This is a genomic window from Pseudomonas sp. 203-8 (assembly GCF_020708595.1).
GTDB lineage: Bacteria > Pseudomonadota > Gammaproteobacteria > Pseudomonadales > Pseudomonadaceae > Pseudomonas > Pseudomonas aeruginosa.
The window spans coordinates 115,056-138,363 of the sequence record NZ_JAJFDF010000006.1; the positions used below are offsets into that span (position 1 = coordinate 115,056).

At 65.0% G+C, this 23,308-nt stretch carries 23 protein-coding genes; 8 read left to right on the forward strand and 15 right to left on the reverse strand.

Annotated elements, in window-relative coordinates; all coding sequences use genetic code 11:
- Nucleotides 1-3 precede the first annotated feature (3 nt).
- Entirely contained in the window at nt 4-1,188 is a 1,185-nt protein-coding gene (locus LJF27_RS15315; protein WP_003118450.1) for an acyltransferase family protein, read from the forward strand.
- On the opposite strand, the gene LJF27_RS15320 is transcribed toward LJF27_RS15315, so the two are convergent.
- The 3 genes from LJF27_RS15320 to LJF27_RS15330 form a co-directional block, all read right to left on the reverse strand.
- Entirely contained in the window at nt 1,185-1,769 is a 585-nt protein-coding gene (locus tag LJF27_RS15320) for a YqaA family protein (RefSeq protein ID WP_017148702.1), read from the reverse strand. The genes LJF27_RS15315 and LJF27_RS15320 overlap by 4 nt on opposite strands.
- Before the next feature lies 1 nt (nt 1,770).
- On the reverse strand, nt 1,771-3,474 hold the full coding sequence (gene ybaL / locus LJF27_RS15325) for a YbaL family putative K(+) efflux transporter (RefSeq protein ID WP_003114136.1): 1,704 nt from the start codon (nt 3,472-3,474) through the stop codon (nt 1,771-1,773).
- A gap of 378 nt (nt 3,475-3,852) precedes the next feature.
- Nucleotides 3,853-4,335 (reverse strand): acyl-CoA thioesterase, encoded by a 483-nt coding sequence (locus LJF27_RS15330; RefSeq protein ID WP_003097040.1) that lies wholly within the window; start codon nt 4,333-4,335, stop codon nt 3,853-3,855.
- Nucleotides 4,336-4,495: 160 nt separating this feature from the next.
- Between LJF27_RS15330 and LJF27_RS15335 the strand changes: the two genes are divergently transcribed.
- A complete protein-coding gene (locus LJF27_RS15335; protein WP_003118448.1) occupies nt 4,496-5,239 on the forward strand; it encodes a hypothetical protein in 744 nt (247 codons plus the stop codon).
- 47 nt (nt 5,240-5,286) lie between these two features.
- On the opposite strand, the gene LJF27_RS15340 is transcribed toward LJF27_RS15335, so the two are convergent.
- The 3 genes from LJF27_RS15340 to LJF27_RS15350 form a co-directional block, all read right to left on the reverse strand.
- Nucleotides 5,287-6,045, reverse strand: a complete 759-nt coding sequence (locus LJF27_RS15340; RefSeq protein WP_003097046.1) for an SDR family NAD(P)-dependent oxidoreductase — start codon at nt 6,043-6,045, stop codon at nt 5,287-5,289.
- A gap of 94 nt (nt 6,046-6,139) precedes the next feature.
- A complete protein-coding gene (locus LJF27_RS15345; RefSeq protein ID WP_003114138.1) occupies nt 6,140-7,507 on the reverse strand; it encodes a glutamine synthetase family protein in 1,368 nt (455 codons plus the stop codon).
- A 1-nt stretch (nt 7,508) separates the two neighbouring features.
- Nucleotides 7,509-8,903 carry an aspartate aminotransferase family protein gene (locus LJF27_RS15350; RefSeq protein WP_003114139.1) on the reverse strand — a complete coding sequence of 465 codons (1,395 nt, stop codon included), beginning with the start codon at nt 8,901-8,903 and terminating at the stop codon, nt 7,509-7,511.
- A 115-nt stretch (nt 8,904-9,018) separates the two neighbouring features.
- Between LJF27_RS15350 and LJF27_RS15355 the strand changes: the two genes are divergently transcribed.
- Together LJF27_RS15355 and LJF27_RS15360 are read left to right on the forward strand one after the other, a co-directional pair.
- Entirely contained in the window at nt 9,019-9,801 is a 783-nt protein-coding gene (locus LJF27_RS15355) for an SDR family NAD(P)-dependent oxidoreductase (protein WP_003118447.1), read from the forward strand.
- 64 nt (nt 9,802-9,865) lie between these two features.
- Nucleotides 9,866-10,546, forward strand: a complete 681-nt coding sequence (locus LJF27_RS15360) for a GntR family transcriptional regulator (protein WP_003097059.1) — start codon at nt 9,866-9,868, stop codon at nt 10,544-10,546.
- A 16-nt stretch (nt 10,547-10,562) separates the two neighbouring features.
- On the opposite strand, the gene LJF27_RS15365 is transcribed toward LJF27_RS15360, so the two are convergent.
- The 3 genes from LJF27_RS15365 to LJF27_RS15375 form a co-directional block, all read right to left on the reverse strand.
- Nucleotides 10,563-10,775, reverse strand: a complete 213-nt coding sequence (locus LJF27_RS15365; protein ID WP_003097061.1) for a YgdI/YgdR family lipoprotein — start codon at nt 10,773-10,775, stop codon at nt 10,563-10,565.
- A gap of 217 nt (nt 10,776-10,992) precedes the next feature.
- A complete protein-coding gene (locus LJF27_RS15370) occupies nt 10,993-11,394 on the reverse strand; it encodes an SMI1/KNR4 family protein (RefSeq protein ID WP_003099687.1) in 402 nt (133 codons plus the stop codon).
- Between the two features lie 196 nt (nt 11,395-11,590).
- Entirely contained in the window at nt 11,591-12,445 is an 855-nt protein-coding gene (locus tag LJF27_RS15375) for a Tim44 domain-containing protein (protein ID WP_003099685.1), read from the reverse strand.
- Nucleotides 12,446-12,806: 361 nt separating this feature from the next.
- Between LJF27_RS15375 and LJF27_RS15380 the strand changes: the two genes are divergently transcribed.
- Both LJF27_RS15380 and LJF27_RS15385 read left to right on the forward strand, forming a co-directional pair.
- Nucleotides 12,807-14,564: a cation:proton antiporter gene (locus LJF27_RS15380; protein WP_003099684.1), complete on the forward strand. Its 1,758-nt coding sequence runs from the start codon at nt 12,807-12,809 to the stop codon at nt 14,562-14,564.
- A gap of 315 nt (nt 14,565-14,879) precedes the next feature.
- Nucleotides 14,880-16,187, forward strand: coding sequence for an MFS transporter (locus LJF27_RS15385; protein ID WP_003097074.1), 1,308 nt, complete (start codon nt 14,880-14,882; stop codon nt 16,185-16,187).
- Between the two features lie 415 nt (nt 16,188-16,602).
- Here the strand turns inward: LJF27_RS15385 and tonB1 are convergent, their stop codons facing one another.
- Nucleotides 16,603-17,634, reverse strand: coding sequence for an energy transducer TonB1 (tonB1, locus tag LJF27_RS15390; protein ID WP_003121399.1), 1,032 nt, complete (start codon nt 17,632-17,634; stop codon nt 16,603-16,605).
- 92 nt (nt 17,635-17,726) lie between these two features.
- Nucleotides 17,727-18,695, reverse strand: coding sequence for a CobW family GTP-binding protein (locus LJF27_RS15395; protein ID WP_003118446.1), 969 nt, complete (start codon nt 18,693-18,695; stop codon nt 17,727-17,729).
- Nucleotides 18,696-18,797: 102 nt separating this feature from the next.
- Between LJF27_RS15395 and LJF27_RS15400 the strand changes: the two genes are divergently transcribed.
- On the forward strand, nt 18,798-19,166 hold the full coding sequence (locus tag LJF27_RS15400; protein ID WP_003099679.1) for a hypothetical protein: 369 nt from the start codon (nt 18,798-18,800) through the stop codon (nt 19,164-19,166).
- 152 nt (nt 19,167-19,318) lie between these two features.
- Here the strand turns inward: LJF27_RS15400 and LJF27_RS15405 are convergent, their stop codons facing one another.
- The 3 genes from LJF27_RS15405 to dksA are packed head-to-tail and all read right to left on the reverse strand — an operon-like array spanning nt 19,319 to nt 21,579.
- Complete coding sequence (locus LJF27_RS15405) at nt 19,319-19,960, reverse strand: DUF1826 domain-containing protein (RefSeq protein ID WP_003099676.1); 642 nt, start codon at nt 19,958-19,960, stop codon at nt 19,319-19,321.
- On the reverse strand, nt 19,957-21,159 hold the full coding sequence (gene zigA, locus LJF27_RS15410) for a zinc metallochaperone GTPase ZigA (protein ID WP_003099674.1): 1,203 nt from the start codon (nt 21,157-21,159) through the stop codon (nt 19,957-19,959). The genes LJF27_RS15405 and zigA overlap by 4 nt, the downstream gene beginning before the upstream one ends.
- A gap of 15 nt (nt 21,160-21,174) precedes the next feature.
- Complete coding sequence (gene dksA, locus LJF27_RS15415; RefSeq protein ID WP_003118445.1) at nt 21,175-21,579, reverse strand: RNA polymerase-binding protein DksA; 405 nt, start codon at nt 21,577-21,579, stop codon at nt 21,175-21,177.
- Between the two features lie 112 nt (nt 21,580-21,691).
- On the opposite strand from dksA, the gene LJF27_RS15420 reads away from it, so the two are divergent.
- Nucleotides 21,692-22,108, forward strand: coding sequence for a hypothetical protein (locus LJF27_RS15420; RefSeq protein ID WP_003118444.1), 417 nt, complete (start codon nt 21,692-21,694; stop codon nt 22,106-22,108).
- Here the strand turns inward: LJF27_RS15420 and LJF27_RS15425 are convergent.
- The gene (locus LJF27_RS15425) at nt 22,086-23,279 is read right to left on the reverse strand and encodes an N-acetylmuramoyl-L-alanine amidase (RefSeq protein ID WP_003118443.1); all 1,194 of its coding nucleotides are present in this window, start codon (nt 23,277-23,279) and stop codon (nt 22,086-22,088) included. The two genes, LJF27_RS15420 and LJF27_RS15425, sit on opposite strands and share 23 nt — an antisense overlap.
- Nucleotides 23,280-23,308 lie beyond the last annotated feature (29 nt).

Here is a 23,308-nt window from a genome sequence, read left to right on the forward strand (position 1 = left end):
ACGATGAGTCCATTGAGTATAATTCCTGCACTGGTATGCGTTGCGTTAGCCTTGCTGACCTGTGGGATCATCCGCTACCTGAAACCTATTCCTCTGCCCCTCTCTCGCTTCAGTACTATAGATGGACTAAGAGGATACCTCGCGTTCTTCGTTTTTCTCCACCACGCAGCGATCTGGTATTACTTTCTACGAAGCGGTGCTTGGCAAGTGCCGCCATCAAATCTTTATACTCATTTTGGTCAAACCAGCGTAAGCCTGTTCTTCATGATCACAGGCTTTCTATTCACCCATAAATTATTACAAAGCAAAAACCGACCCATAGACTGGCTGCAGCTTTACATCTCTCGATTTATGCGAATATACCCGGCATATATTTTTGCCATTGCGATTATGTTTACAATAGCATTCTTCATGACTGGATATACTCTTCATGAGTCTGTGCTTTCGTTGTTAAAGAAAACTATCCAATGGGGCGCTTTCAGAACTCCGGATATTAATGGCCTCGTAGAAACGAGACGAATAATGGCCGGAGTAACCTGGACACTTCCTTACGAATGGCTGTTCTATCTCTGCCTTCCCGCCTTGAGCCTTCTGATCGGGCGTAGAGCTCCAATGACTGCTCTGGCCACGACCATTATCATTGCGTCGCTTATCCTCAGCTTCTGGAGACCGTCTCCCATACTCCTATGTATGTTCCTCGCAGGAGGTATCGCCGCACTGACTGCTAGGTCAGAATGGTTACAGTCGCTTTCAAATGGCAGACTGGGAAGCTTATTATGCGTGTGCCTGATCGGTTCCGCTGTCATTATCTTTCCGACAGCCTATACCTTGGGACCAGCAATTCTTTTAAGCCTAGCTTTTATCTTGATAACCGCAGGGTGTAGCATATTCGGGTTACTGAACCTCAGCGTATCTCGCTTCTTTGGGGAAATAACTTATAGCCTTTATTTGCTGCATGGTATCGTTCTTTATGTGATATTCGAAATAGTCTTGGGAAATCAAGCGGCAAAAGAGTTCGACACACGGCAACACTGGATGATCATTTATGCAGCTACTCCGATCACTGTTGTTTTATCTTATCTTTCTTTTCGGTATATAGAACGCCCATCCATGAGTGCTTCAAAGGGGCTCGGAGCCCGAATTAAAAGTCTATTGCGGAATACTTACCGACCGCGTACCAACAGCTAAAGAACGAATTTCCCCAACATCACCCCACCGATCACCATCACCGCCATCAGCACGAAAGCCATGCCCAGGCGCCGCTCGATCAGGGTCTTCAGGCGTGGGCCAGCCCAGAACAGCAAAGCGCAGGTAGCGGCGAAGCGCAGGCTGCGGGCGACAAGGCTGAGGCCGACGAACAGCCAGAGGTCGAGCTGGGTCACTCCGCTGGTAATGGTGATCACCTTGTACGGCAGCGGCGTGAAGCCGCCGCCCAGCAGCACCATCAGCCAGCCCAGTTCGTTGTAGCGTTCGGCGACCTGTTCGAAGTTCTCCAGCAAGCCGTAGAACGCCAGGATCGGCATGGCCACGCTCTCGAACAGCAGCAAGCCGATGAAATAGCCGGCGATGCCGCCCAGCACCGAGCTGATCGCGCAGATCGCCGCGTAGCGCCAGGCCTTGGCCCGGTTGGCCAGGACCATCGGCACCAGCAAGGCGTCCGGCGGAATCGGGAAGAACGAGCTTTCGGCGAAGGTCACCCCGCCCAGGGCCAGCTCCGCGCGGGGATGGCCGGCCAGGCGCAGGGTCCAGTCGTAGAGACGGCGCAACATGTCAGGCCGACTGCGGCAGCGGTGCGTCGGCGCCGCGCTCGTCACGGTCGAGTCCCAGGCGATGGACCATGCCGCAGGCGATCTCGCGCTCGCCCATGATCACCAGGTTGGCGCCGTTCTGCTCCAGGTAGTCCACCTCGGCGTCGAAATGCGCCCGGGCGACGATGTCCAGCGGCGGGTTCACCGCGCGGGCGTGGCTGGCGATCTGCCCGGCCTCGAAGCCGTTGGGAATGGCGATCAGCAACCAGCGCGCCTCGGCGATGTTGGCCAGTTCCAGCACGCCGGGACTGGCGGCATTGCCGAGGACCACGCTGTAGCCCTGTTCGCGCAGTTCGTCGGCCTTGTCGCGCTTGTCCACCACTACCACGAAGGGCGTCCCGGCGGTGCGCAGGCGAGCGCTGACCAACCCGCCAACCCGGCCATGACCGATCAGCACCGCATGCTCGCGCTCCAGGATCGGCGGCGGCAGGTCCTGCGCCGGCATCTCGCGGACCCCGCCAGCGGCCTCCGCCAGGCGCTGCTCCTTGCGTTGCTGCAGGCGATCGATGGCGATGAACAGCAGCGGATTGACCAGGATCGACAGGATCGCCCCGGCCAGCACTAGGTCGCGGCTCTGCTCCGGCACCAGTTCGAGGCCAATGCCCAGGCCGATGAGAATGAAGGAAAACTCGCCGATCTGCGCCAGGCTGGCGGCGATCACCAGTGCGGTGCTGTTCGGATGGCCGAAAGCGCGGACGATCAGGTAGGCGGCCACCGACTTGCCGAAGACGATGACCAGGAAAGTGGCCAGGACCGTCAGTGGCTCCTGCAACAGGATCATCGGATTGAACAGCATCCCCACCGAGACGAAGAACAGCACCGCGAAAGCGTCGCGCAGCGGCAACGAGTTCTCCGCCGCCTCGTGGCTGAGCTCGGACTCGTTGAGAATCATCCCGGCGAAGAAGGCACCTAGCGCGAAGGACACCCCGAACAGCACCGCCGAGCCATAGGCGATGCCCAGGGCAATGGCCAGCACGGCCAGGGTGAAGAGCTCCCGCGAACCGCTGGCGGCGATCCTCTCCAGCACCCAGGGCACCACCCGGCGACCGCCGAAGATCATCAGGGCGACGAAGGCGGCGACCTTGCCCAGGGTAATCAGCAGCGGCCAGAGCAGACCGGCGTCGCCGCCGTCGGTCTTGCCGCCGAGGGTGCCGGCGAGCGCCGGCAGGAGCACCAGGGTCAGGACCATCGCCAGGTCCTCGACGATCAGCCAGCCGATGGCGATCCTGCCACGCTTGGTGTCCAGCAACTGGCGCTGCTCCAGGGCGCGCAACAGCACCACGGTACTGGCCACCGACAGGCTCAGGCCGAATACCAGGCCGCCGCCGAAGCTCCAGCCGAGCAGCTTGGCCAGGCCGATGCCAAGCAGCGTGGCGACGCCGATCTGCACCAGCGCCCCGGGAATGGCAATGGCCTTCACCGAGAGCAGGTCCTTGAGCGAGAAGTGCAGGCCGACGCCGAACATCAGCAGGATCACGCCGAGTTCGGCGATTTCCTGCGACAGCGCCTGGTCGGCGACATAGCCGGGAGTGAACGGCCCGGCCAGGACGCCCGCGAGCAAGTAGCCGACCAGCGGCGAAATGCGCAGGCGATTGGCCAGGGCCCCGAAGAGGAAGGCGAGGACGAACCCCGCGGCGAGTGTAGTGAGTAACGGCGTATGGTGCATCAGGACTCCCGGCAACACGGGGAACGCGTCCTCCGCGGCCTGGCCGGCGGACGACGACGTTCGAAATGGATCACGGACCCGCGCCCGTGACGGCAAGGCGGAAAGGCTTTCCGCCAACGGAGCCGGGCAGAGCGACCGGCCCATGGCATTCGAGCGACCCGACGGCGGCTATGGTTCCTGGCGAAACCCGGCGCGATACCGACAGGTTAACCCGTTGACGTTGCTGGAGTTTTAACAGGCACGCCGGTTTCTTATCAAGAAATGTCAGGAATGGACGCCAGCAGAGGCAAACCTCTGCGTTTTCTTATGAAAAGCTGCGAAAATTCGCGAAACGGCAGCAGGTCCGAAGCGGGCTCGACCGGACACTGGCAGCCTTCCTCATCCGTCTTCGCGAATCGCCTGGTAGCGGGCCTCCAGCTCCGCGCGCAGCTGGCGGCGTTGTTGGGCCTGGGCGAAGCGGCGCTTCTGCTCGGCGGTTTCCAGCTCCAGCGGGCGGACGGCCACCGGCTTGCGCTCGTCATCCAGGGCGACCATGGTGAAGAAACAGCTGTTGGTATGACGCACGGACTGCTCGCGGATGTTCTCGGTGATGACCTTGACGCCGATTTCCATGGAAGTCCGCCCGGTGTAGTTGACCGAAGCGAGGAAGGTCACCAGTTCGCCGACATGCACCGGCTCGCGGAAGATCACCTGATCCACCGACAGGGTCACCACGTAGCGACCGGCATAGCGACTGGCGCATGCATAGGCGACTTCGTCGAGATACTTCAGGAGGGTGCCGCCATGGACATTGCCGGAGAAATTGGCCATGTCCGGAGTCATCAGCACGGTCATCGACAGTTGGTTGTTTCCGGGTTGCATAGCGCTTTTTCTCTCATCAGGACGGGCGGGGGACACCATAGACGCAAACGAAGACGGCAGCGGCCACAAATTTTCAATCGTCATGATCGAAATCGCGCCGGGTCGTGCAGACATCCGCGGGCTTTTCTAGACTGGCCCTTTTCCACCGGGAATCGCTCCAATGCCTGCCGCCATACGCATCCTTCTCCTGGCCCTGGCCGTGCTTGCCGGCATCGGTGCCGCTGCCATCCAGGCCGAGGATACGCCCTGCGCCACCGCCGCGGAATGCAACACGCGCGGCACCCAGGCTTATCGACAGGGGAGTTATCCACAGGCGCTGGACGCCTTCGCCTGGCAATTGCGCCTGGCCGAGCGCCAGGAACAGGGCGGAGCCGACTCGGAACAGGCGCTGAACAATCTCGCGCTGACCAGCCTCAAGGCCGGGCAACCGGGACGCGCCCGCGCCTGGATGAACCTGGCGCTGGATCGCGGCTACAGCGGCAAGGCCACGCGCTACAACCTGGAACAGGTTGCCCTGAAAGTCGACTATCCGTCCCTCCAGGGCCTCGCCGGGCACTACCTGCGCTACGCCGGGCAGGCCGAATGGGAAAGCCTGCAGATCGAACCGGTGAAGGGCGGCTACCAGGCGAGCTTCGCCCTGATGCGCATCGGCAATCCGGAGAAACTGATGGAATATGGGCCCGCGGCGGTCGGCGAGCTGTCCGGTCGGCTGGAGGGGCAAGGCGCGCTCTACCGGCTGCGCAGCGAAGGCCTGGGCGCCGGCTGCAGCCTGCTGGTATGGCAGGAAGGCATCGACCTGCGAGTGGTGGAGAGCCTTGGCGGGAACTGCCAGGGTTACGGCGGCATGGGCATCGCCGCCGCCGGTAACTGGGTGAAGATATCCAGTCAGGCCAGGGACGACTGAAACTTTTCCACAGGCCGCTCCAGCGGAGCGACCCGTGGAAAATCCACTCAGCGGCCAGCGGACAGGCCGAAGTCCACCGCCAGGTCGGCGCCCGTGATCGCTTCGGCCTGAGGGCCGCAGAGATACCAGACCAGCTCGGCGACTTCTTCCGGGCGGATGAAGCGTGCCGCCTTGCCCTGTGGATAATCCTTCAGCAGCGCGCGCTTGTAGCCATCCGGATTGCCCATCCCATAGCGTTCGGCCTGGTAGTCGAGCATCGGCGTGGCGATATCCGCCGGCGACACGGCGTTGACCCGCACGCCCTGCTCGGCCAGTTCCAGCGCCAGGGTCTTGCTCAGCATGGTCAGCGCCGCCTTGCTCGCGCAATACGCCGCCGAACCCCGGTAGGCCTGGCGTCCGGAGTCGCTGGAGATGTTGACGATGCTGCCCTGGTTTTCCTTCAGGTAGGGAATCGCGGCCTGGCACATGTAGAAGGAGGCCTTGAGGTTGACTCCCAGGACCAGGTCGAAATCCTCCTCGGTGAAGTTTTCCACAGGCCCCTCGCGCCAGACGCCCGCGGCATTCACCAGGGCGTCGAGACGTCCGGTACGGGCGAGAATCTTCGACATCAGGGTATGGCAGTTATCCGCGCTGCGCAGGTCGGCGACCCCGCTGGCGTCCAACGGCACCTGCGCGTTCAGCGCGTGCAGGCCCTCCTTATCCACATCCGTGGCGGCGATGCGCCAATGACTCTGGGCGAAACGCTTGGCGATTGCCCGGCCCAAGCCGCCGGCTGCACCAGTGATAAGAACGACGGGCGTGCTCATCTGCTTTTCCTTACTCCTGTGCCGCGTGGAAAACACCGACGGCCAATCGGCCGCCCGCTTCAATGACTGACCGGCAACGCCGGCAGCCGTTCATTCAGGCCTGGTTGAGATACCAGCGCCAGTCCTGCTCGCCGACCTCGCCCATGAAGGCACGGTATTCGGCCTGCTTGATCGCCAGGTAGATCTTCAGGAAATCCTCGCCGAGCGCCTCGCGCGCCCAGGCCGAGCCCTCCAGCGCACGCAGCGCGGTCAGCCAGTCGCTCGGCAACGCCTGGGTGGCTTGAGCGTAGCCGTTGCCAGTGATCGGCGCACCGGGGTCGAGTCGCTCGCGAATCCCTAGGCGCACCGCCGCGAGCAACGCCGCCGCCGCCAGGTAGGGATTGGCGTCGGCGCCGCAGATGCGGTGCTCGATGTGCCGGCTGGACGCCGGGCCGCCGGGAACCCGCAGCGACACGGTGCGGTTGTTGATTCCCCAGGTCGGCGCCAGCGGCGCGTAGCTGTTCGCCTGGAAGCGGCGGAACGAGTTGGCGTTCGGACAGAACAGCGCCAAAGACTCCAGCAGGCACGCCTTCATTCCACCGATGGCCTGGCGCAGCAGCGGGGTCCCGGCCGGGTCCTCGCTGGCGAACAGATTGTTGCCAGCGGCGTCGGCCAGGCTGACGTGCAGGTGCAGGCCGCTGCCGGAAAGATCGGCGAACGGCTTGGCCATGAAGCAGGCCTGCAACCCATGGCGATTCGCCACGCCCTTGACCAGGCGCTTGTAGCGCACGCCTTCGTCGATCGCCTGGAGCGTGTCGAAGCGATGCTGCAGGGTAATTTCCACCTGCCCCGGCGCGTACTCCGAAATCGCCGTGCGCGCCGGCAGGCCCTGGGCCTCGCAGGCGGCATACAAGTCATCGAGGAATGGCTGCAACTGCTCCAGCTCGTAGACGCCATAGACCTGGGTCGCCCGCGGCCGCTGGCCATTCATCTGTAACGCCGGCAACGGCCGGCCGTCGCTGTCGCGTTCGCGGTCGAGCAGGTAGAACTCCAGTTCCACCGCCATCACCGGGTGGAAACCCTCCGCCTGCAGGCTGTGGATAACCCGCTGCAACACATGCCGGGGATCGCCCGCCGCGGCCGGTAGCCCGAGCTCGGGATGCATGCTTACCTGCACCTGGCCGGTCGGTGACTGCCGCCAGGGTTGCAGGGTCAGGCTGCCGGGCAGCGGGAAGGTCCAGCAATCGGCATCGCCGACGTCCCAGACCAGGCCGGTCTCCTCGACGTCATCGCCATTGATGGTCAGGCCGAGGATGGTGCTCGGCAGCGGCCGCCCGCTTTCGTAGACCGCCAGCAGCTCGTCGCGATGCAGCAGCTTGCCGCGCGGCACGCCGTTGGCGTCGATCAGGAACAGCTCGATGCTGCGCACCTCGGGGTGTGCGGCGAGGAACTCGCGGGCTTCCCGCGGATCGGCGAAATGCATCTCAGGCCTCCCGCGCGCCGGGTATGGCGAGCAGCTCGCCGAGCGCCTCGTCGAGGCTGGAGAGCAGGCGGTCGACATCTTCTTCGCGAGTGTCCGGGCAACACAGGGTCATGTTGTGGAACGGCGTGATGAGGATGCCGCGGTTGATCAGATACAGGTGCAAGGCCATCTGCAGGCTGTCGTGGAACGCCGCCTCGGCGGCCGCGCCGTCGCGTGGGGGTTGCGGGCAGAACTGGAACTCGCTGCGCGCGCCGAGCTCGGTCACCGACCAGGCCAGGCCGTGCTTGTGGATAATCCTGCGGAAGCCCTCGGCCAGACGCGCCGCCAGGGGCAGCATGTGGGCGTAGGCGGTATCGGTCATCACCTCTTCCAGGTTGGCGCGCATACAGCGCATCGCCAGGGCGTTGGCCGACAGCGTGGTACCCATGCCGCTGTGGCCGTGGCCTTCGCTCTGCTCGCTGGCACGTGCCCTGGCCAGTTGCATGGCGCTGGCCATCGCCGCGCTGCAACCATACACCGAGCACGGTACGCCGCCGGCGATCGGCTTGCCGAGGGTGATGAAGTCCGGCTCGAGCTTCCAGGCGCGGGTACAGCCGCCAGGACCTGTGGAGATGGTGTGGGTCTCGTCGATGATCAGCAGCGTGCCGTGACGACGGGTCAGCTCGCGCAGCTTCTGGTGGAAGCCGGGTTGCGGCAGGACCATGCCGATGTTGGTCATCGCCGGCTCGCAGAGCACGGCGGCCACGTCTTCGCCGGCCAGCGCCCGCTCCAGGGCCTGGAGGTCGTTGAACGGCACCGCGCGGCTGAACTGGGTGAGGTCGTGGGCCTGGCCGAGCAGGCCGGAGCGATGCACGGTGCGGCCGTCGCGGCAGCGAACCAGGGTGTCGTCGACCGTGCCGTGGTAGCAACCGTCGAATACCAGCACCACCTTGCGACCGGTGATCGCACGCGCCCAGCGCAGGACGAAGCGGTTGGCGTCGGTGGCGGTGGTCGCTACCTGCCAGAACGGCAGGCCGAAGCGCTGCGCCAGCAGCTCGCCTGCGACGATGGCATCCTCCCCCGGAAGCATGGTGGTCAGGCCGTTCGCGCCCTGCTCGGCGAGCGCCCGGGCGATCGGCGCCGGAGAATGGCCGAACATGCTGCCGGTATCGCCCAGGCAGAAGTCCACGTAGGCGTGGCCGTCCACATCATGGAAACGCGCGCCGTGGGCACGCGCCACGAACAGCGGACAGGGTGTTGACCAATCGCTCATCCAGTGCATCGGTACGCCGTCGAACAAGGCGCGCCGGGCTCGCTCGGCGAGCGCGACGGACTGTGGATTCTGCGCAAGGAAACGTTGCTGCTCGCGGGCCATGAAGGTTTCCACGGCGGCTTCGGCGATGCCACTGGCGGTCATTTCGAACACCTCGTTTTTTATTTCGCACAACTTTCATTTGTGATCACAAAAAAGTCAATACAGTATTTGAAAGCACTGATAATCTGTTTTCCATGTCAATTTTGTGATCACAAAAATGAATGACTTTTCGAAGTGGACAGGCCAGGTCGCGCTCATCAGCGGCGCCGGCAGCGAACTCGGCATCGGTTTCGCCATTGCCCGGCGGCTGGCCCGCGAAGGCGTGCGTCTGCTGATCACCGCCAGCAGCGAGCGGATTAGGCAACGAGCGGAGGAACTGAGCGCATGTGGTCACGACGTGCGCGCCGCGAGCGCCGACCTGACCGACGAAGCCCAGGTGCAGGGCCTGCTGGACTGGGCCGAAGCCCAGTGGGGACGGGTCGACATCCTGGTGAACAATGCCGGCATGGCCCAGTTGGACAGCGCGGAGCCCTTCAGCGCAGTGGAAGCGACCTCGCTGCGGGATTGGCAACTGTCCCTGTCGCGCAACCTGACCAGCGCTTTCCTGCTCACCCGCGGCCTGCTGCCGGGCATGCGCGAGCGCGGCTACGGGCGGATCGTCAACGTCGCCTCCACCACCGGAACCCGCGGCAGCAACCCGGGCGAAGCCGCGTATAGCGCGGCCAAGGCCGGTCTGGTCGGCTGGAGCATGGGCCTGGCGCTGGAGGTGGCGAAGAGCGGCATCACGGTGAACAGCGTCGCGCCGGGCTGGATCGCCACCGGCTCGAGCACCGCCGAAGAACGCCAGGCCGCCCTGGCCAGCCCCAGCGGACGTGCCGGCCGGCCCGAAGAGGTGGCCGCCGCGGTGGCCTTCCTCGCCTCGCCCGAAGCCAGCTTCGTCAACGGCGAACTGCTGGTGGTGGATGGCGGCAACTGCCTGATCGAAAACAAACGGAGCTGAACATGCGCAACTGCAGCCTGACGCTTTCCCAGCTTCCGGCGCCACCGGCGACCCGGAGCTGACCATGGCCGAGAATCTCCAGGAACGACTCTACCAACGACTGCGGGAAGACTTGCTGGCCGGACGTTTCCAGCCCGGCGAGCGACTGAAGATCCGCGACCTGGCGAACCAGTGGGGCACCAGCCCGATGCCGGTTCGCGCCGCCCTGCAACGGTTGGTGGCGGAAGGGGCGCTGGAGGGCGAGGCACAACGCTCGCTCAGGGTGCCGCTGATGACCCGCGAGCGTTTCCTGCAGATCCTCCAGGTGCGCCTGTCCCTCGAAGGGCTGGCGGCCGAAAGCGCCAGCGGCCGGCTGGACGAGCAGGCACTGGAAGGACTCGAAGGTTGTCTGCGGCGAATGGAGGACGCCTTGCGCCGACGCGAGGTACAGGCCTACCTGGAAGCCAACAGCGAATTCCACCTGACGCTCTACCGCGCCTGCGGCAACCCGGTGCTGCTGCGTCTCATCGAGACGCTCTGGCTACAGGTCGGGCCGTTCTTCAACCGGCTGTTCACCGAGGCCGACCTCTCCCTACGTCTGAACGATTTCCACGAGGACGCCCTGGACGCGCTACGCCGCGGCGACGGCCCGGCCGCGCGCGCGGCGATCGAACAGGACCTGGCCTACTTCGGCCAGTACCTGCTGAACCTCCTGGAGCTGGAGGCCCGGCCACGAAAGCGACACCGTTCCGGCGAGCACGCCTGACGGGAGATAAGCGCCGCTACTGCGGGCGAATGGTGCGCACATTGTCCTTCTTGATCAGGATGGTGTCGCCATTCAGCTGTTCGAACTCGTAGTAGTCATTGTATTTGTCGTAATCCGACTGATCCTTGACCAGGACCTCGCTGCCATCTTGCAAAGTGACCACCGCCTGGTTGGCGCAACCCGCCAGGCTGGTCAGCAGCAATGCAGCGAACAGAGCTTTGAACTTCATAGAATCTCCACACGGGGCAGCGCACTTGCCTACATCCGGAGCGACAAGTGCGGAATTGCCCTTGTGACCGTCGCAATCGAGGGAAATTCCTTAGCGCAGCGGCGCTTTGTCGGAGACGAAGCGCCGACGGCGACGCGCAGGGCCTCCAGGCAGCCTCGCGCGACGTCGGGAAGTCAGCGGCAAAGGCGCGTTGCAGAGCCTTTGCGGCGGTTCAGGCTCAGCTCTCCAGCCAGACGTCGCGAGCCCAGACCCACACCGAATCCCAGCTTTCATCGGTGAGGTCGCCATCGGCCCAGAGCACCACCTCGCCGTCCTCCGCCACGCAGTAGTAGCTGCCGTCGTCCTCGCAAAGCGGGATCAGCTCGCGCGGAACGCCCAGGTCCCAGGCAGTGGCCGCCACTTCGGGCAGGTAGGTGTGCGAGTGCGGATCGGTGACGGTCACCGGCTCCAGGCGGCCGTAGACCACATCGCTGACCAGCAGGAGAAATTCGCGGAACTCGGCGGGAATGCCGATCAGCAGCTCTTCCTCGATTTCCACCAGCAGTTCTTCTTCCGGCAGTTCCAGGGGCACCGGAACCGGTTCGTTGAGTTCACGCAGTTTTTCGATGACGTCTTCCACGACAGGCTCTCTCGCAACGGGTGGCGCGCTTTTTATACAGTAGCCGCACCGAGCGCAAGACAAGTGTCGCGGCTGGCCTTCGGCCATGGCGCCGGACGAATGGTCGGTCAACCCGCCAACGGAGATGAAAAAACCCCCGTTCCCTGGCGGAAGCGGGGGTTTCGGCGGCCCCCGAAGGGACCGCAACCACTCGGGATCAGTTCTGCCGGATACCGGCCACCAGCCATGGCTGGTTCTCGCCCTGGGCGCGCTCCATCCGCCAGCTTTCGCTGAAGGCTTCGCCCTGGTCGAAGCGCGAGGTCTTCGACACACCGCTGAAGGTCAGGGTGGCGATGGTCTTGTCGGCCTGGTCGTCGACGCCGTCCAGTTGCACGACCAGGTTGTCGATGTAGGTGGACTGGTAGGCGTCGCCGATCTCGGCGCGCTCCTGCTTCAGCCATTGCAACATCTGCGGGGTGACGAACTCGGCGATCTTGTCCATCTCGTTGGCATCCCAATGCTGCTGCAGGGACATGAAGTGTTCGCGAGCGGCACCGACGAAGCGCTCCTCGTTGAACCAGCTCGGCGCGTTGATCACCGGGCTCGGCGCAGCGGCAGCAGCGGCGGCGCCACCGAAGATCGGCGCCTGGGCCGGCATTTCGCGCTGCATCGGCGCGTGCCCGGCCATTGCAGGCTGGCCCTGGTTCTGCTGGCGCCGGCGAGCGGCGATGAAGCGGAAGGCGATGAAGGCCACCAGGGCGATCAACAGGATGTCGAGCATCTGGATGCCCTCGAAGCCGTCGCCCATGAACATGGAAGCGAGCAGGCCGCCCGCGGCGATACCGGCCAGCGGGCCGAGCCAGCGCGAAGCACCGCTGGCGGCAGCGGCGGGACGAGCGGCGTTGGGGGCGGCAGCAGTGGCGTTCGGCGCAGTGGCCGGCTGCGCCTGGCGGGTCTGGTGGCTGGGTGCCGAGCCGAGGCTCTTGCCGCCGCCGAAGCGCTTGGCATTGGCATCCAGGCTGACGGTCAGCGCCAGGCAGAAGGCGAGGGCGATGCTGAGAACACGCTGCATTGTAGTCTTTCTCTCTTGGGGGAATCGACGCGCGCCATGTTGCGGCGGTACGGGCGACAGGACCAGCCGGATTTTGTTTCGGGCTATTGCTCCCCGGCCGCCGTTTTTTCGCCCGCCGCGTCTGGCTCGCGGGTCGGCGCCAGGGTACACCTTCGTTGCCGGGGACGACAGGCATGCACGCGGATCGGCGCGCGAAGATCCGCCCGGCGACCCGGGAAGCACAACGCAGAGCCTCGCCGAAACGTCTGTTACAGTTTTTTTCAGCCCACCGATCAAGCACTTGCGGATGCTAGTCTGCGGGTCTGCGAGGCCGCCCGGTCGCCGCGTCTGCCGACCCATTCCCCGAGCGAGGACCGCCGCCATGCATGCCGTCGATTTCATCCAGGACCTCGCCGTGATCATGCTGGTGGCGGGTGTGGTCACTATCCTCTTCCACCGCCTGCGCCAACCGGTGGTCCTCGGCTACATCGTCGCCGGCTTCATCATCGGCCCGCACACCCCGCCCTTCGGACTGATCCACGACGAAGACACGATCAAGACCCTGGCCGAACTCGGGGTGATCTTCCTGATGTTCTGCCTCGGCCTGGAGTTCAGCCTGCGCAAGCTCTTCCAGGTCGGCGCCACGGCGTTCATCGCGGCGTTCCTGGAAATCGTCCTGATGATCTGGATCGGCTTCGAGATCGGTCGCTTCTTCGAGTGGAGCACCATGGACTCGCTGTTCCTCGGCGCGATCCTGGCGATCTCCTCCACCACCATCATCGTCAAGGCGCTCGGCGACCTGAAGATGAAGAACGAGCGCTTCGCCCAACTGATCTTCGGCGTGCTGATCGTCGAGGACATCCTCGGCATCGGCATCATCGCCCTGCTGTCGGGAATCGCCGTGAGCGGTTCGGTGGAAACCGGCGAGGTGTTCTCCACGGTCGGCAAGCTCAGCCTGTTCATGATCGTCGCGCTGGTCGTCGGCATCCTCCTGGTGCCACGCCTGCTGGCCTACGTGGCGAAGTTCGAGAGCAACGAGATGCTGCTGGTCACCGTGCTCGGCCTGTGCTTCGGCTTCTGCCTGCTGGTGGTGAAGCTGGAATACAGCATGGTGCTCGGCGCCTTCCTGATCGGCGCGATCATGGCCGAGTCGCGCCAGTTGGTGCAGATCGAACGATTGATCGAGCCGGTCCGTGACATGTTCAGTGCGATCTTCTTCGTCGCCATCGGCCTGCTGATCGACCCGAAGATCCTCGTCGAGTACGCCTGGCCGATCGCCCTGATCACCGTCGCGGTGGTGCTCGGCAAGATGTTCTCCTGCGGCATGGGTGCGTTCATCGCCGGCAACGACGGACGCACCTCGCTGCGGGTCGGCATGGGCCTGTCGCAGATCGGCGAGTTCTCCTTCATCATCGCCGCCCTGGGCATGACTCTGAAAGTCACCAGCGACTTCCTCTACCCGGTGGCGGTAGCGGTCTCGGCCATCACCACCCTGCTCACCCCGTACCTGATCCGCGCCGCCGACCCGCTCTCGCAGCACCTGGCCAACGCCATGCCGCAGCGCATGGCGAGGATCTTCGGCCACTACGGCGACTGGCTGCGCAGCATCCAGCCGCAGGGCGACCGTGCGGTGCTGGCGGCGATGATCCGGCGCATCTTGCTGCAGGTCGGGGTGAACCTGGCGCTGGTGATCGCGATCTTCCTCGCCGGCGGTTATTTCGCCGATACGCTTTCCGCCTGGATGAGCCAGTGGGTCGCCTACGACGGGCTACACAAGGCATTGATCTGGGGCGGCGCGCTGCTGGTCTCGCTGGCCTTCCTGATCGCCGCGTACCGCAAGCTCAAGGCCCTGTCGATGCTGCTGGCCGAACTCGGGGTCAAGCCGGAGAAAGCCGGACGCCATACGGCGCGGGTACGTCGGGTGATCTCCGAGATCATCCCGCTGCTGTCGCTGGCCGGCATGATGGTGCTGCTGGCGGCGCTCAGCTCGAGCATACTGCCGCCGGGCGAGTTGCTGGTCGTAGTGGTGCTGGTCGCCGGCCTGGTGATCGCAGTGCTCTGGCGCTGGCTGATCCGCGTGCATTCGCGGATGCAGATCGCGCTGATGGAAACCCTCGACCAGGAAAAGGGCAGCCACTGAGAGCCAAGCGATCCCGGCCTGCCGTCGAATCGGCGGATAACCACGCTGCGGTTATTCGCCCTCGCCTGCACCTGGTGTCGCTATCGGACCCTTTGCCCTGAAGGATCGGCGGATTTCCGCTTATCCACTCTCCCGGTCGGCGGACTCCCGCTCGGCCAAGACCACCCCGCTCCTCTTCCAACCCAGTCCCCACGCGGCTTTCCCGCGTTGGCACGGCACCTGCTATCGAGCCATCCAATACGTCGCCCTCGCGATGTGCCGGTGTGCTGCGCCCTGATCAGCACATCCAAGACAACAACGAAAAGAGGAAACACGATGGAAAGCGCCAACGCCATTTCCGCGTCTGCCCAGCCCCGCACCACTTCGCAACGCATCAAGTCGATCTTCAGCGGTTCCGTCGGCAACCTGGTCGAGTGGTACGACTGGTACGTCTACGCCGCCTTCTCGCTGTACTTCGCAAAGGCATTCTTCCCCCAGGGCGACATGACCGCCCAACTGCTGAACACCGCAGCTATCTTCGCCGTGGGCTTCCTGATGCGCCCGATCGGTGGCTGGCTGATGGGTATCTATGCCGACCGCAAGGGCCGCAAGGCGGCGTTGCTGGCCTCGGTGCTGCTGATGTGCTTTGGCTCGCTGATCATCGCCCTGACCCCCAGCTATGAAACCATCGGCGTCGCCGCGCCGATCCTGCTGGTGGTCGCGCGCCTGCTCCAGGGCCTGTCGGTCGGCGGCGAATACGGTACCTCCGCCACCTACCTGAGCGAGATGGCGAACAAGGAACAGCGCGGGTTCTTCTCCAGCTTCCAGTACGTGACCCTGATTTCCGGCCAGCTCATCGCCCTGGCGGTGCTGATCGTCCTGCAACAGACCCTGACCGTAGAACAACTGGAAAGCTGGGGCTGGCGCGTACCCTTCTTCATCGGCGCGCTGTGCGCAGTGGTGGCGATGTTCCTGCGTCGCGGCATGGAAGAGACCGAGTCCTTCTCGAAGAAGAAGGAAGAGCCGAAGGAAAGCCTGCTGCGCACCCTGCTGCGCCACCCGAAGGAAGTGCTGACCGTGGTCGGCCTGACCATGGGCGGCACCCTGGCCTTCTACACCTACACCACCTACATGCAGAAGTACCTGGTGAACACGGTAGGCATGAGCAAGACCGATTCGACCATGATCTCGGCTGCCACCCTGTTCCTCTTCATGCTGCTGCAGCCCATCGTCGGCGCCCTCTCCGACAAGATCGGCCGGCGGCCGATCCTGATCGCCTTCGGCGTACTCGGCACCGTCTTCACCTACCCGATCCTCAGCACACTGCACAGCGTCGACAGCTGGTGGGGAGCGTTCTTCCTGATCATGGCGGCGCTGGTGATCGTCAGCGGCTACACCTCGATCAACGCGGTGGTGAAGGCCGAACTGTTCCCCACCGAGATCCGCGCCCTGGGCGTCGGCCTGCCGTATGCCCTGACCGTGTCGATCTTCGGCGGCACCGCCGAATACGTTGCCTTGTGGTTCAAGAGCGTCGGCCTGGAGAGCGGCTTCTACTGGTACGTCACCGCCTGTATCGCCTGCTCGCTGCTGGTCTATGTGTTCATGAAGGACACCCAGAAGCACTCGAAGATCACGACCGATTGATTGAGCCTCGTGCTCACGGCCCCGACACACTCCGGGCCTTTTTATCCACAGGACGGCGACCTTCGGGTCGCCGTCCTGCTTTTTGGCGCGGCAACCGATTCCCCCACACCCGCCGACTGTTGGTCTACGGCACGGCATCCCGATCGACGCCCTAGGGCGCGCAATGCCGGCGGCGTAATCTTCCGGTGTCCCTGCGCTCCACGGCGGATAACCGCAAGCGGTTATTCGCCCTGCGGCTCGTCATTCCGGCGGGGCTGGAACCTCGGCGCGCAAACGCCGATCTCCTCGCGTTCCCACGGTGGAACAGCGCAAGGGGCCTGCCGTCCCCAGGCAGCGAAGCCCCGTCTGCGAGACCTACCGGGAATAAAAAAACCGCGCTCGAAGGCGCGGCCCTTTTCGTTGTCAGAGAACCGCCTCAGCGGCGCTTCTCGATCTTGAAGAAGAACATCTTGGTCGCCTGGCGGGCGACGATCTTGCCACCACTGACACGCGGCTCGAAACGCCACTTGGCCATGGCCTGGCGCACTTCGCGGTCGAACATGCGCGACGGCACCGACTCCAGCACCTGGATGTCGTCAATGCGGCCATCGCTGGTGATGGTGAACAGCACCTTCACCCGGCCTTCGATACCCCGGGCCTGGGCCATCCGGGGATAGACCGGAGGATCCATGCGCAACGGCTTGATGTCACTGTCGTTGAGGCTGCCGCTGGGCAGGCCGGCCGGACCTTGCGAGCCGCTGGGCGCGGTCTGCGCGCCGGGCGTGCTCTGCCCGACGGTAGGTGCGGGCGGCGGCGGGGCGGCGCTGGACGGGCTGGGCTGGCTGGATGCCTCCGTGCTCGGCTCGGGTTCCGGCTTGGGTTTGGGTTCCGGCTTCGGCTTGGCCTTGGGAATGGCGTTTTCCACCGGTTTGGGCTTGGGTTTCGGCTTGGGCTTGGGTTTTTCCACCGGCTTCGGCTTCGGCGGCTCCGGCTTGGGTTCCTCGATCTTCGGCGGCGTCGGCTCCGGCGCGGCAGCCGGCGGCTGCGGGGTCGGCTCGGCCTTCTTCTCGAGCTGGACGAAATTCACCTGCATGGTCTTCGGCAGTTCGCCGTGGCCAAGGTTGAGTTCGGCCGGGGTCGGCATCACCCACACCAGCGCACCGATGATCGCCACATGCATCGCCACCGCCGCGCCGGAGGACAACCACCAGCGCGACTTGGGCGGCTCGCCGGGGACGTCTTCGGGATCGCTGCCATGGGCGTAGGGGATCAGCACTTCCTCGACCGCCACTTCCTCGTCGCGGCGCGCGCCGGAGCAGTCCACCACGCGCAGGTTGGGTTCTCCGCGCTGGGCATTCACGCATGGCAGGGACTCGCTTTCGTCTCCCTGGGCGGGAGCGGTGGGGTGGTCTTCGGCGAGCGCGGCCAGCGAAAAACGGTCAGGCGACCGTGAAGGCTGTGGCGACATGAGGGCGACCTGCGGAGAAGTGAAAGGTAAGGAAGTAGAGTCTTCTGATAATTATTATCATTCAGTCGCGTCCTCAGGGCAACCTTGGCGGATCATTCCGCGACCATCCGACACGCCAGGAACGCCTCTTCGAGCGCCTCTTCATCCGCGCCTGCGGCGAGGATCAGTTCCAGCCGATTATCCCGCCGCCACGAGGACTTGCCCCAGTTATCCACAAACGGCGCGGCATTCGCTGCATACCAACCGTCCGCGCAATGCAGCACCGCCTTGGCCCGCCGCAGTCCGGACAAACGGTTCAGCCAGGCGTCCACTGCGACCCGATCGAAACGCACCGACGGCGCCAGCCGCCAGCCGATGGCGAACTGGCCGTCCTGCTCGCGCACGGCGCGCAGCGGTCGCTCGGCGGGCAGCACCGTTCCCAACTGAGCAGGCGCCTCCGGCAGGGCCGCCCAGGTCGTCGCGCTACCTTCCCCGGCAACGCTGGTCGGCAGATCGCGCAATGCCAGGTGACCGCGCACGCTCCAGCGCAACGGCAGGACCGGCAGGCGCGCGCGCACAGCGCAGCGCTGCGTCGCGTCGAGCGTTTCGGATTTGTTCAGCAGCAACATGCCGGCCGCTTCCAGCGCCTGTTCCTGTGCCTCCGGCAGCGGTTGGCCGGAGGCCAGCGCCGCGGCATCCAGCACCACTACCAGGGGTTGCAGGGCCAGGACGCCGGACCAGGGAGGAGCCTGCAGCTGTTTCCACAGCGCCAGCGGATGTCCCAACCCGGAGGGTTCGATGAACAGCCGGTCCGGCCGTGCCCGACGCAACAAGCGACCGAGCCCCACCTGGAACGGCACGCCATTGACGCAGCAGAGGCACCCGCCCGCCACCTCGCCGATGGCCACGCCGTCGACGTCCGTGGCCAGCAGCGCGGCATCCAGGCCGATCTCGCCGAACTCGTTGACCAGAACCGCCCAGCGCTCGCCCGCCGGCTTCTGCGCCAGCAGCGAGCGGATCAGGCTGGTCTTGCCGGCCCCCAGGGGGCCGCCGATCAGGTGTGTGGGTATCTCTCGAAGCATCTGCGCAACCGGAATGTGAAAGCCTGTGGATCAATGCGGTCCTTGCCTGCGGGGAGCCCGGCCCCGTGCTAGAGTCGCGCCCGTCTGCAATGGAGTCCTCGCATGCGTCCGTTCCTGTTCTTCCTGTCCTGCCTGCCGGGCCTGGCCCTGGCCGAAGCCTGCATCGTCCATAGCCAGGCGAAGAATCTCGACGTGAAGGTCTGCCAGCAGAACCGCAGCATCCCGGCCAAGCTGTTCCGCGAAGGCTTCTGCCAGCCACAACTGCAGGGCCAGAAGGTCGAGGTGACGTTCGCCGAGGAATGTCCGACGGGCGCCTTCGGTGTCTGCCGCGACGCCAGGGTACCCAACGCGCCCTATCGGCAGGACATCTTCTACTACGGCATCGCGACCGACGCACGCTACCTGGAGCCGTTCTGCGCCAGCCAGAGCCAAGGTCGCTGGGAAGAGCCTAGCGCCGCGAAAAAGCCCTGAGCGCGTCATCAGCCTGTCACAGCGTCAGGGCTAAATGGGAGTCGGGTACCTCAGCACCCTTCGTCCCCATCCCCAAGGTAGGACGACTTTTTGGTGATAGGCCATCTGCGGATGGCCTTTTTTTATTCCTCGAAAGACACTTGTCCACAGGCTCAGGCAAGCCAGTCCAGGGTCAACAGCAGGCGCGCCAGCCCAGGCTCCGCTCGCGGCGAGCGATGCACCAGCCCGGCACCTTCGTTACCCTCCCAGCGTTCGCCCTTGAGCAGCGCCACGTCGCCCGTGGACAAGCTGTGGATAAGCTGTTCGTCGACAACTTCGGCCTGCGCTCCGCCAAGCAGCCGACGGTCCAGGCCGGACTCGTCCAGCCATTCGCTGGCGGCGCCCTGGTAGGTGGTGACCAGCCGCAGCGGCACGTGGTCGACGTGGAAACGCGGGCACATCGGTTTATCCAGAACGCGCAGGCGCAGGCCGATACGCCGCGCCCCGGTCAGGCAGGAGAAGGCCTCGACCAGCCAGCCCAGGTCGTCGAGGAAATCGGTTTGTCCCGGCAGTTGCTGCGCGTCGAGCAGGCCGTCCAAGACGGGTAGCCGTTCCTCTTCCATCTCCAGCGTCTGGCTCAGCGCCAGTCCCGGCCGGTTGCGCACCAGGGCGGCGGCGAAGTCGCGCAGCGCCGGGCTCAACCGGCGTGTCCAGACCGCCAGGTTGACGCCCTCGCGAAGCACCTCGGCCAGCACCTGGGGGTCGTCATCGAACGCCTGGCACGGCAACGGTTTTTCCTGCGGCAGTGCGCTCATGCGGCGTGCCCCCAGTCCTCGAAGGGGTCGTCCAGGCCCTGCCAGCCGGGGATGCCCAGGTTCATCTCGGCGTCATCCAGCAGGCAGGCGTCCAGGGCTGCGCGCAGGGCCGCGAAGTCCAGGTTCTGACCGATGAAAACCAGCTCCTGGCGACAGTCGCCGACGCCTTCCTCCCAGTGCCGCATGATCGCCCGCAGGCCCTCTTCGTCCTGTGGCCACTGTCCGGTCGGCACGAAGCGCCACCAGCGGCCCGCCAGGCCGTAGCGCATCAGGCCGCCGGCCTGCGACCAGCTGCCGGCCTCGCGGGGCCGGCTGGCGAGCCAGAAGAAGCCCTTGGAGCGCAGCAGCCGCCCCTGCTTCAGCGGATTGTGCAGGAAGGCGTGGAAGCGCGCGGGGTGGAACGGACGGCGCGCCCGGTAGGCCATGGAGGCGATACCATATTCCTCGGTTTCCGGCAGGTGCTCGCCGCGCAGTTCCTTCAGCCAGCCCGGCGCGGACGCCGCGCGATCGAAATCGAAGCGACCGGTATCGAGGATCTTCGCCAGCGGCACCTGACCCATCACCATCGGCAGGATCTCCGCCTCGGCATTGAGCTGGCGCAGGATCGCCAGCAGTTCCTCGCGCTGCTCGCTGGAGATCAGGTCGATCTTGCTGACCAGGATCACATCGGCGAATTCGACCTGGTCGATCAGCAGGTCGGTGATCGAGCGCTGATCCTCCTCACCGAGGGTTTCGCCACGGCTGGCCAGGCTGGCGGCCTCCTGGTAGTCGCGGAGGAAATTCATCCCGTCGACCACCGTGACCATGGTATCCAGTCGCGCCACGTCGGACAGGCTGCGGTCCAGCTCGTCGCGGAAGGTGAAGGTCTCGGCCACCGGCATCGGCTCGGAAATCCCGGTGGACTCGATCAGCAGGTAGTCGAAGCGGCCTTCCCGGGCGAGACGGCCGACCTCTTCTAACAGGTCTTCGCGCAGGGTGCAGCAGATACAGCCGTTGCTCATCTCCACCAGGCGCTCTTCAGCGCGGTTCAGGCTGACATCGCGCTGGACTTCGCTGCCATCGATATTGATTTCACTCATATCGTTGACGATCACCGCAACCCGGCGGTTCTCGCGGTTCTTCAGCACATGGTTGAGCAGCGTGCTCTTGCCGGCGCCGAGAAAGCCGGACAGCACGGTGACAGGTAGGCGTTGGTTCACGGGTTGGTAACCTCTTCAGTTGTGCCGCACGTGGCGTTCGCGCTTCTCCTGGCGCTCTTTCGCCTCGATGCAGAGGGTGGCGGTGGGACGCAACAGCAGGCGGCGCAGGCCGATCTGCTCGCCGGTTTCCTGGCACCAGCCGTAGTCGCCGCGGGCCAGGCGCTCCAGCGCTTCGTCGATCTTGTCGAGAAGCTTCTTCTCCCGCTCCAGCAGGCGAAGTTGCCATTGCCGCTGTTCCTCGCGGGAAGCCAGGTCGGCCTCGTCGCTGGGGCGTTCGAGATCGCGCAGCTCGCCGAATTCGCCTTCGATGCGCGCCTGCAGTTCCTGGCGCTGGCGCAGCAGCAGGTCGCGGAAGAAGTCCTGCTGGGCTTCGTCCATGTAGGCAGCGTCGGGCTGGGCAAGCAGTTCCTGTTCGGTCATAGGCTGAACCTGGGAAATTTAAAACGTTATACTATAACAATTAACACCACAATCGATGGCCCGCCAATCGCCTTCCGGCTACCCTGGGCCCACGTCATCCCGGGATCCACCGATGCGCCGCGTCCTCCGCCTTTACTGCCTGGCCCTCCTGCTGCTCGCTCCGGCGGCACAGGCGCAGGGCTTTCTTCCCGGCACCCGCCCGGCGGAATGCGCTTACCTGCGCACCGTTCTGGCCTGCATGGATCGGCTGGGCAACCACTACAGCGTCGCCACCGGCGGCAACGACACCTGGCTGCGCGGCTACGACGCGGCGAGCGGACGACGCTGGGCCCAGACCAATACGCGCTACGGGCGCCTGACCTTCTTCAGCGGCATCGCCAGCGACGGGGAAATCTGGGTCGGCCTCAGCCGCAACATCGGCTGGACCAACGTCAGCCGCCTGAGCAGTTCATCGGGCCAGCGCCAACGCCTGACCTGCGGGCGGGTCAGCGGCTGCAGCGAAGGCCCTAGCCGGGAGACTGCGCGCTGAGCGCCGCCAGGTAGCTGCCGGCGGGAGGGCGTTGCCTGAAGTAGCCCTGCACGCCAACGAAGATCGCCTCGGCCAGGCGCTGGCGATGGCGTTCGTCCATCAACCGGCGACAATCGCCGCGATTCGAGATGAAGCCGGTCTCCACCAGGATCGAAGGGATGTCCGGCGACTTGAGCACGGCGAAGCCGGCTTGCTCGACACGCTTCTGGTGCAGCGCGGTGACGTCCGACAACTGGCCGAGCACGCTGTGGCCAAGGTCCAGGCTGCTGGCGATGGTCGAACTCAGGGCCATGTCGAGGATCACCCCGGCGAGTACCTTGTCGCGGCCCTGTAGCGGCAGGTTGCCGCTGTTGCCGATCAGGTCGGCGCCGTTCTCGCGGTCGGCCATCCAGCGCGCCATGGTCGAGCTGGCGCCATGCTCGGAGAGGGCATATACCGACGCGCCGGAGGCGGTCAGTCGCGGCGCCGCGTCGGCGTGCACCGAGACGAACATGTCGGCGTTGTAGCGCCGAGCCACTTCCGGCCGCTTGCGCAGCGGGACGAACACGTCGCCGTTGCGCACCAGGCGCGCCTTGAAGCCTTTCTCGCGGTCGATCCGCCGCGCCAGCAGGCGGGCGATGGCCAGCGCCACGTCCTTTTCGCGCTCGCCCTTGCTACCGACCGCGCCGGGGTCCTTGCCGCCATGGCCGGCATCGACCACCACGAGGATGTCGCGGCCCGTCGAGGGTAGCGGGCGGGCCAGCGCCAGCATCGGCTCGGGGGGCGCCGCCAGCGCCTGTGGATAAAGGTCCAGGACCAGGCGATGGCCCTTTCCTGCCTGCGGTTCCAGGGCGAAGCTGCGCGGCCTGACCGCCTGGCGCAGGTCGAGGACGATGCGCGTCCCGCCGCCACCCAGTTGGCCACTGCGTATGGCGCGCACGGGGCCGTCCAGCGGTAGCTCGGAGAGCGTTGCGAGCAATTGCGCGTCGGGCAGGTCGAGGATCAACCGCTCGGGGGCCTGCAGGGAAAAGGTTCGATAACGCGGCGGGCCGTCCAGTTCCAGCACCAGGCGCCAGCTTTCCGAGGAATTCCAGGCCCGGGCCTGGCGGATTCGTACATTGGCGCTGGCGGCCAGGAACGGCTGGAGGGCCAGGCCGGCGAGCAGGCTTTGCAGGAGACGACGGCGCTTCATCGACGAAATACCCGATTGCAAGGGTCGGC

Bases quoted from the DNA above. Each gene is read 5' to 3' on its own strand.
- LJF27_RS15315 (WP_003118450.1), top strand. From the start codon at position 4: ATGAGTCCATTGAGTATAATTCCTGCACTGGTATGCGTTGCGTTAGCC.
- LJF27_RS15320 (WP_017148702.1), bottom strand. From the start codon at position 1,769: ATGTTGCGCCGTCTCTACGACTGGACCCTGCGCCTGGCCGGCCATCCC.
- ybaL (WP_003114136.1), bottom strand. From the start codon at position 3,474: ATGCACCATACGCCGTTACTCACTACACTCGCCGCGGGGTTCGTCCTC.
- LJF27_RS15330 (WP_003097040.1), bottom strand. From the start codon at position 4,335: ATGCAACCCGGAAACAACCAACTGTCGATGACCGTGCTGATGACTCCG.
- LJF27_RS15335 (WP_003118448.1), top strand. From the start codon at position 4,496: ATGCCTGCCGCCATACGCATCCTTCTCCTGGCCCTGGCCGTGCTTGCC.
- LJF27_RS15340 (WP_003097046.1), bottom strand. From the start codon at position 6,045: ATGAGCACGCCCGTCGTTCTTATCACTGGTGCAGCCGGCGGCTTGGGC.
- LJF27_RS15345 (WP_003114138.1), bottom strand. From the start codon at position 7,507: ATGCATTTCGCCGATCCGCGGGAAGCCCGCGAGTTCCTCGCCGCACAC.
- LJF27_RS15350 (WP_003114139.1), bottom strand. From the start codon at position 8,903: ATGACCGCCAGTGGCATCGCCGAAGCCGCCGTGGAAACCTTCATGGCC.
- LJF27_RS15355 (WP_003118447.1), top strand. From the start codon at position 9,019: ATGAATGACTTTTCGAAGTGGACAGGCCAGGTCGCGCTCATCAGCGGC.
- LJF27_RS15360 (WP_003097059.1), top strand. From the start codon at position 9,866: ATGGCCGAGAATCTCCAGGAACGACTCTACCAACGACTGCGGGAAGAC.
- LJF27_RS15365 (WP_003097061.1), bottom strand. From the start codon at position 10,775: ATGAAGTTCAAAGCTCTGTTCGCTGCATTGCTGCTGACCAGCCTGGCG.
- LJF27_RS15375 (WP_003099685.1), bottom strand. From the start codon at position 12,445: ATGCAGCGTGTTCTCAGCATCGCCCTCGCCTTCTGCCTGGCGCTGACC.
- LJF27_RS15380 (WP_003099684.1), top strand. From the start codon at position 12,807: ATGCATGCCGTCGATTTCATCCAGGACCTCGCCGTGATCATGCTGGTG.
- LJF27_RS15385 (WP_003097074.1), top strand. From the start codon at position 14,880: ATGGAAAGCGCCAACGCCATTTCCGCGTCTGCCCAGCCCCGCACCACT.
- tonB1 (WP_003121399.1), bottom strand. From the start codon at position 17,634: ATGTCGCCACAGCCTTCACGGTCGCCTGACCGTTTTTCGCTGGCCGCG.
- LJF27_RS15395 (WP_003118446.1), bottom strand. From the start codon at position 18,695: ATGCTTCGAGAGATACCCACACACCTGATCGGCGGCCCCCTGGGGGCC.
- LJF27_RS15400 (WP_003099679.1), top strand. From the start codon at position 18,798: ATGCGTCCGTTCCTGTTCTTCCTGTCCTGCCTGCCGGGCCTGGCCCTG.
- LJF27_RS15405 (WP_003099676.1), bottom strand. From the start codon at position 19,960: ATGAGCGCACTGCCGCAGGAAAAACCGTTGCCGTGCCAGGCGTTCGAT.
- dksA (WP_003118445.1), bottom strand. From the start codon at position 21,579: ATGACCGAACAGGAACTGCTTGCCCAGCCCGACGCTGCCTACATGGAC.
- LJF27_RS15420 (WP_003118444.1), top strand. From the start codon at position 21,692: ATGCGCCGCGTCCTCCGCCTTTACTGCCTGGCCCTCCTGCTGCTCGCT.
- LJF27_RS15425 (WP_003118443.1), bottom strand. From the start codon at position 23,279: ATGAAGCGCCGTCGTCTCCTGCAAAGCCTGCTCGCCGGCCTGGCCCTC.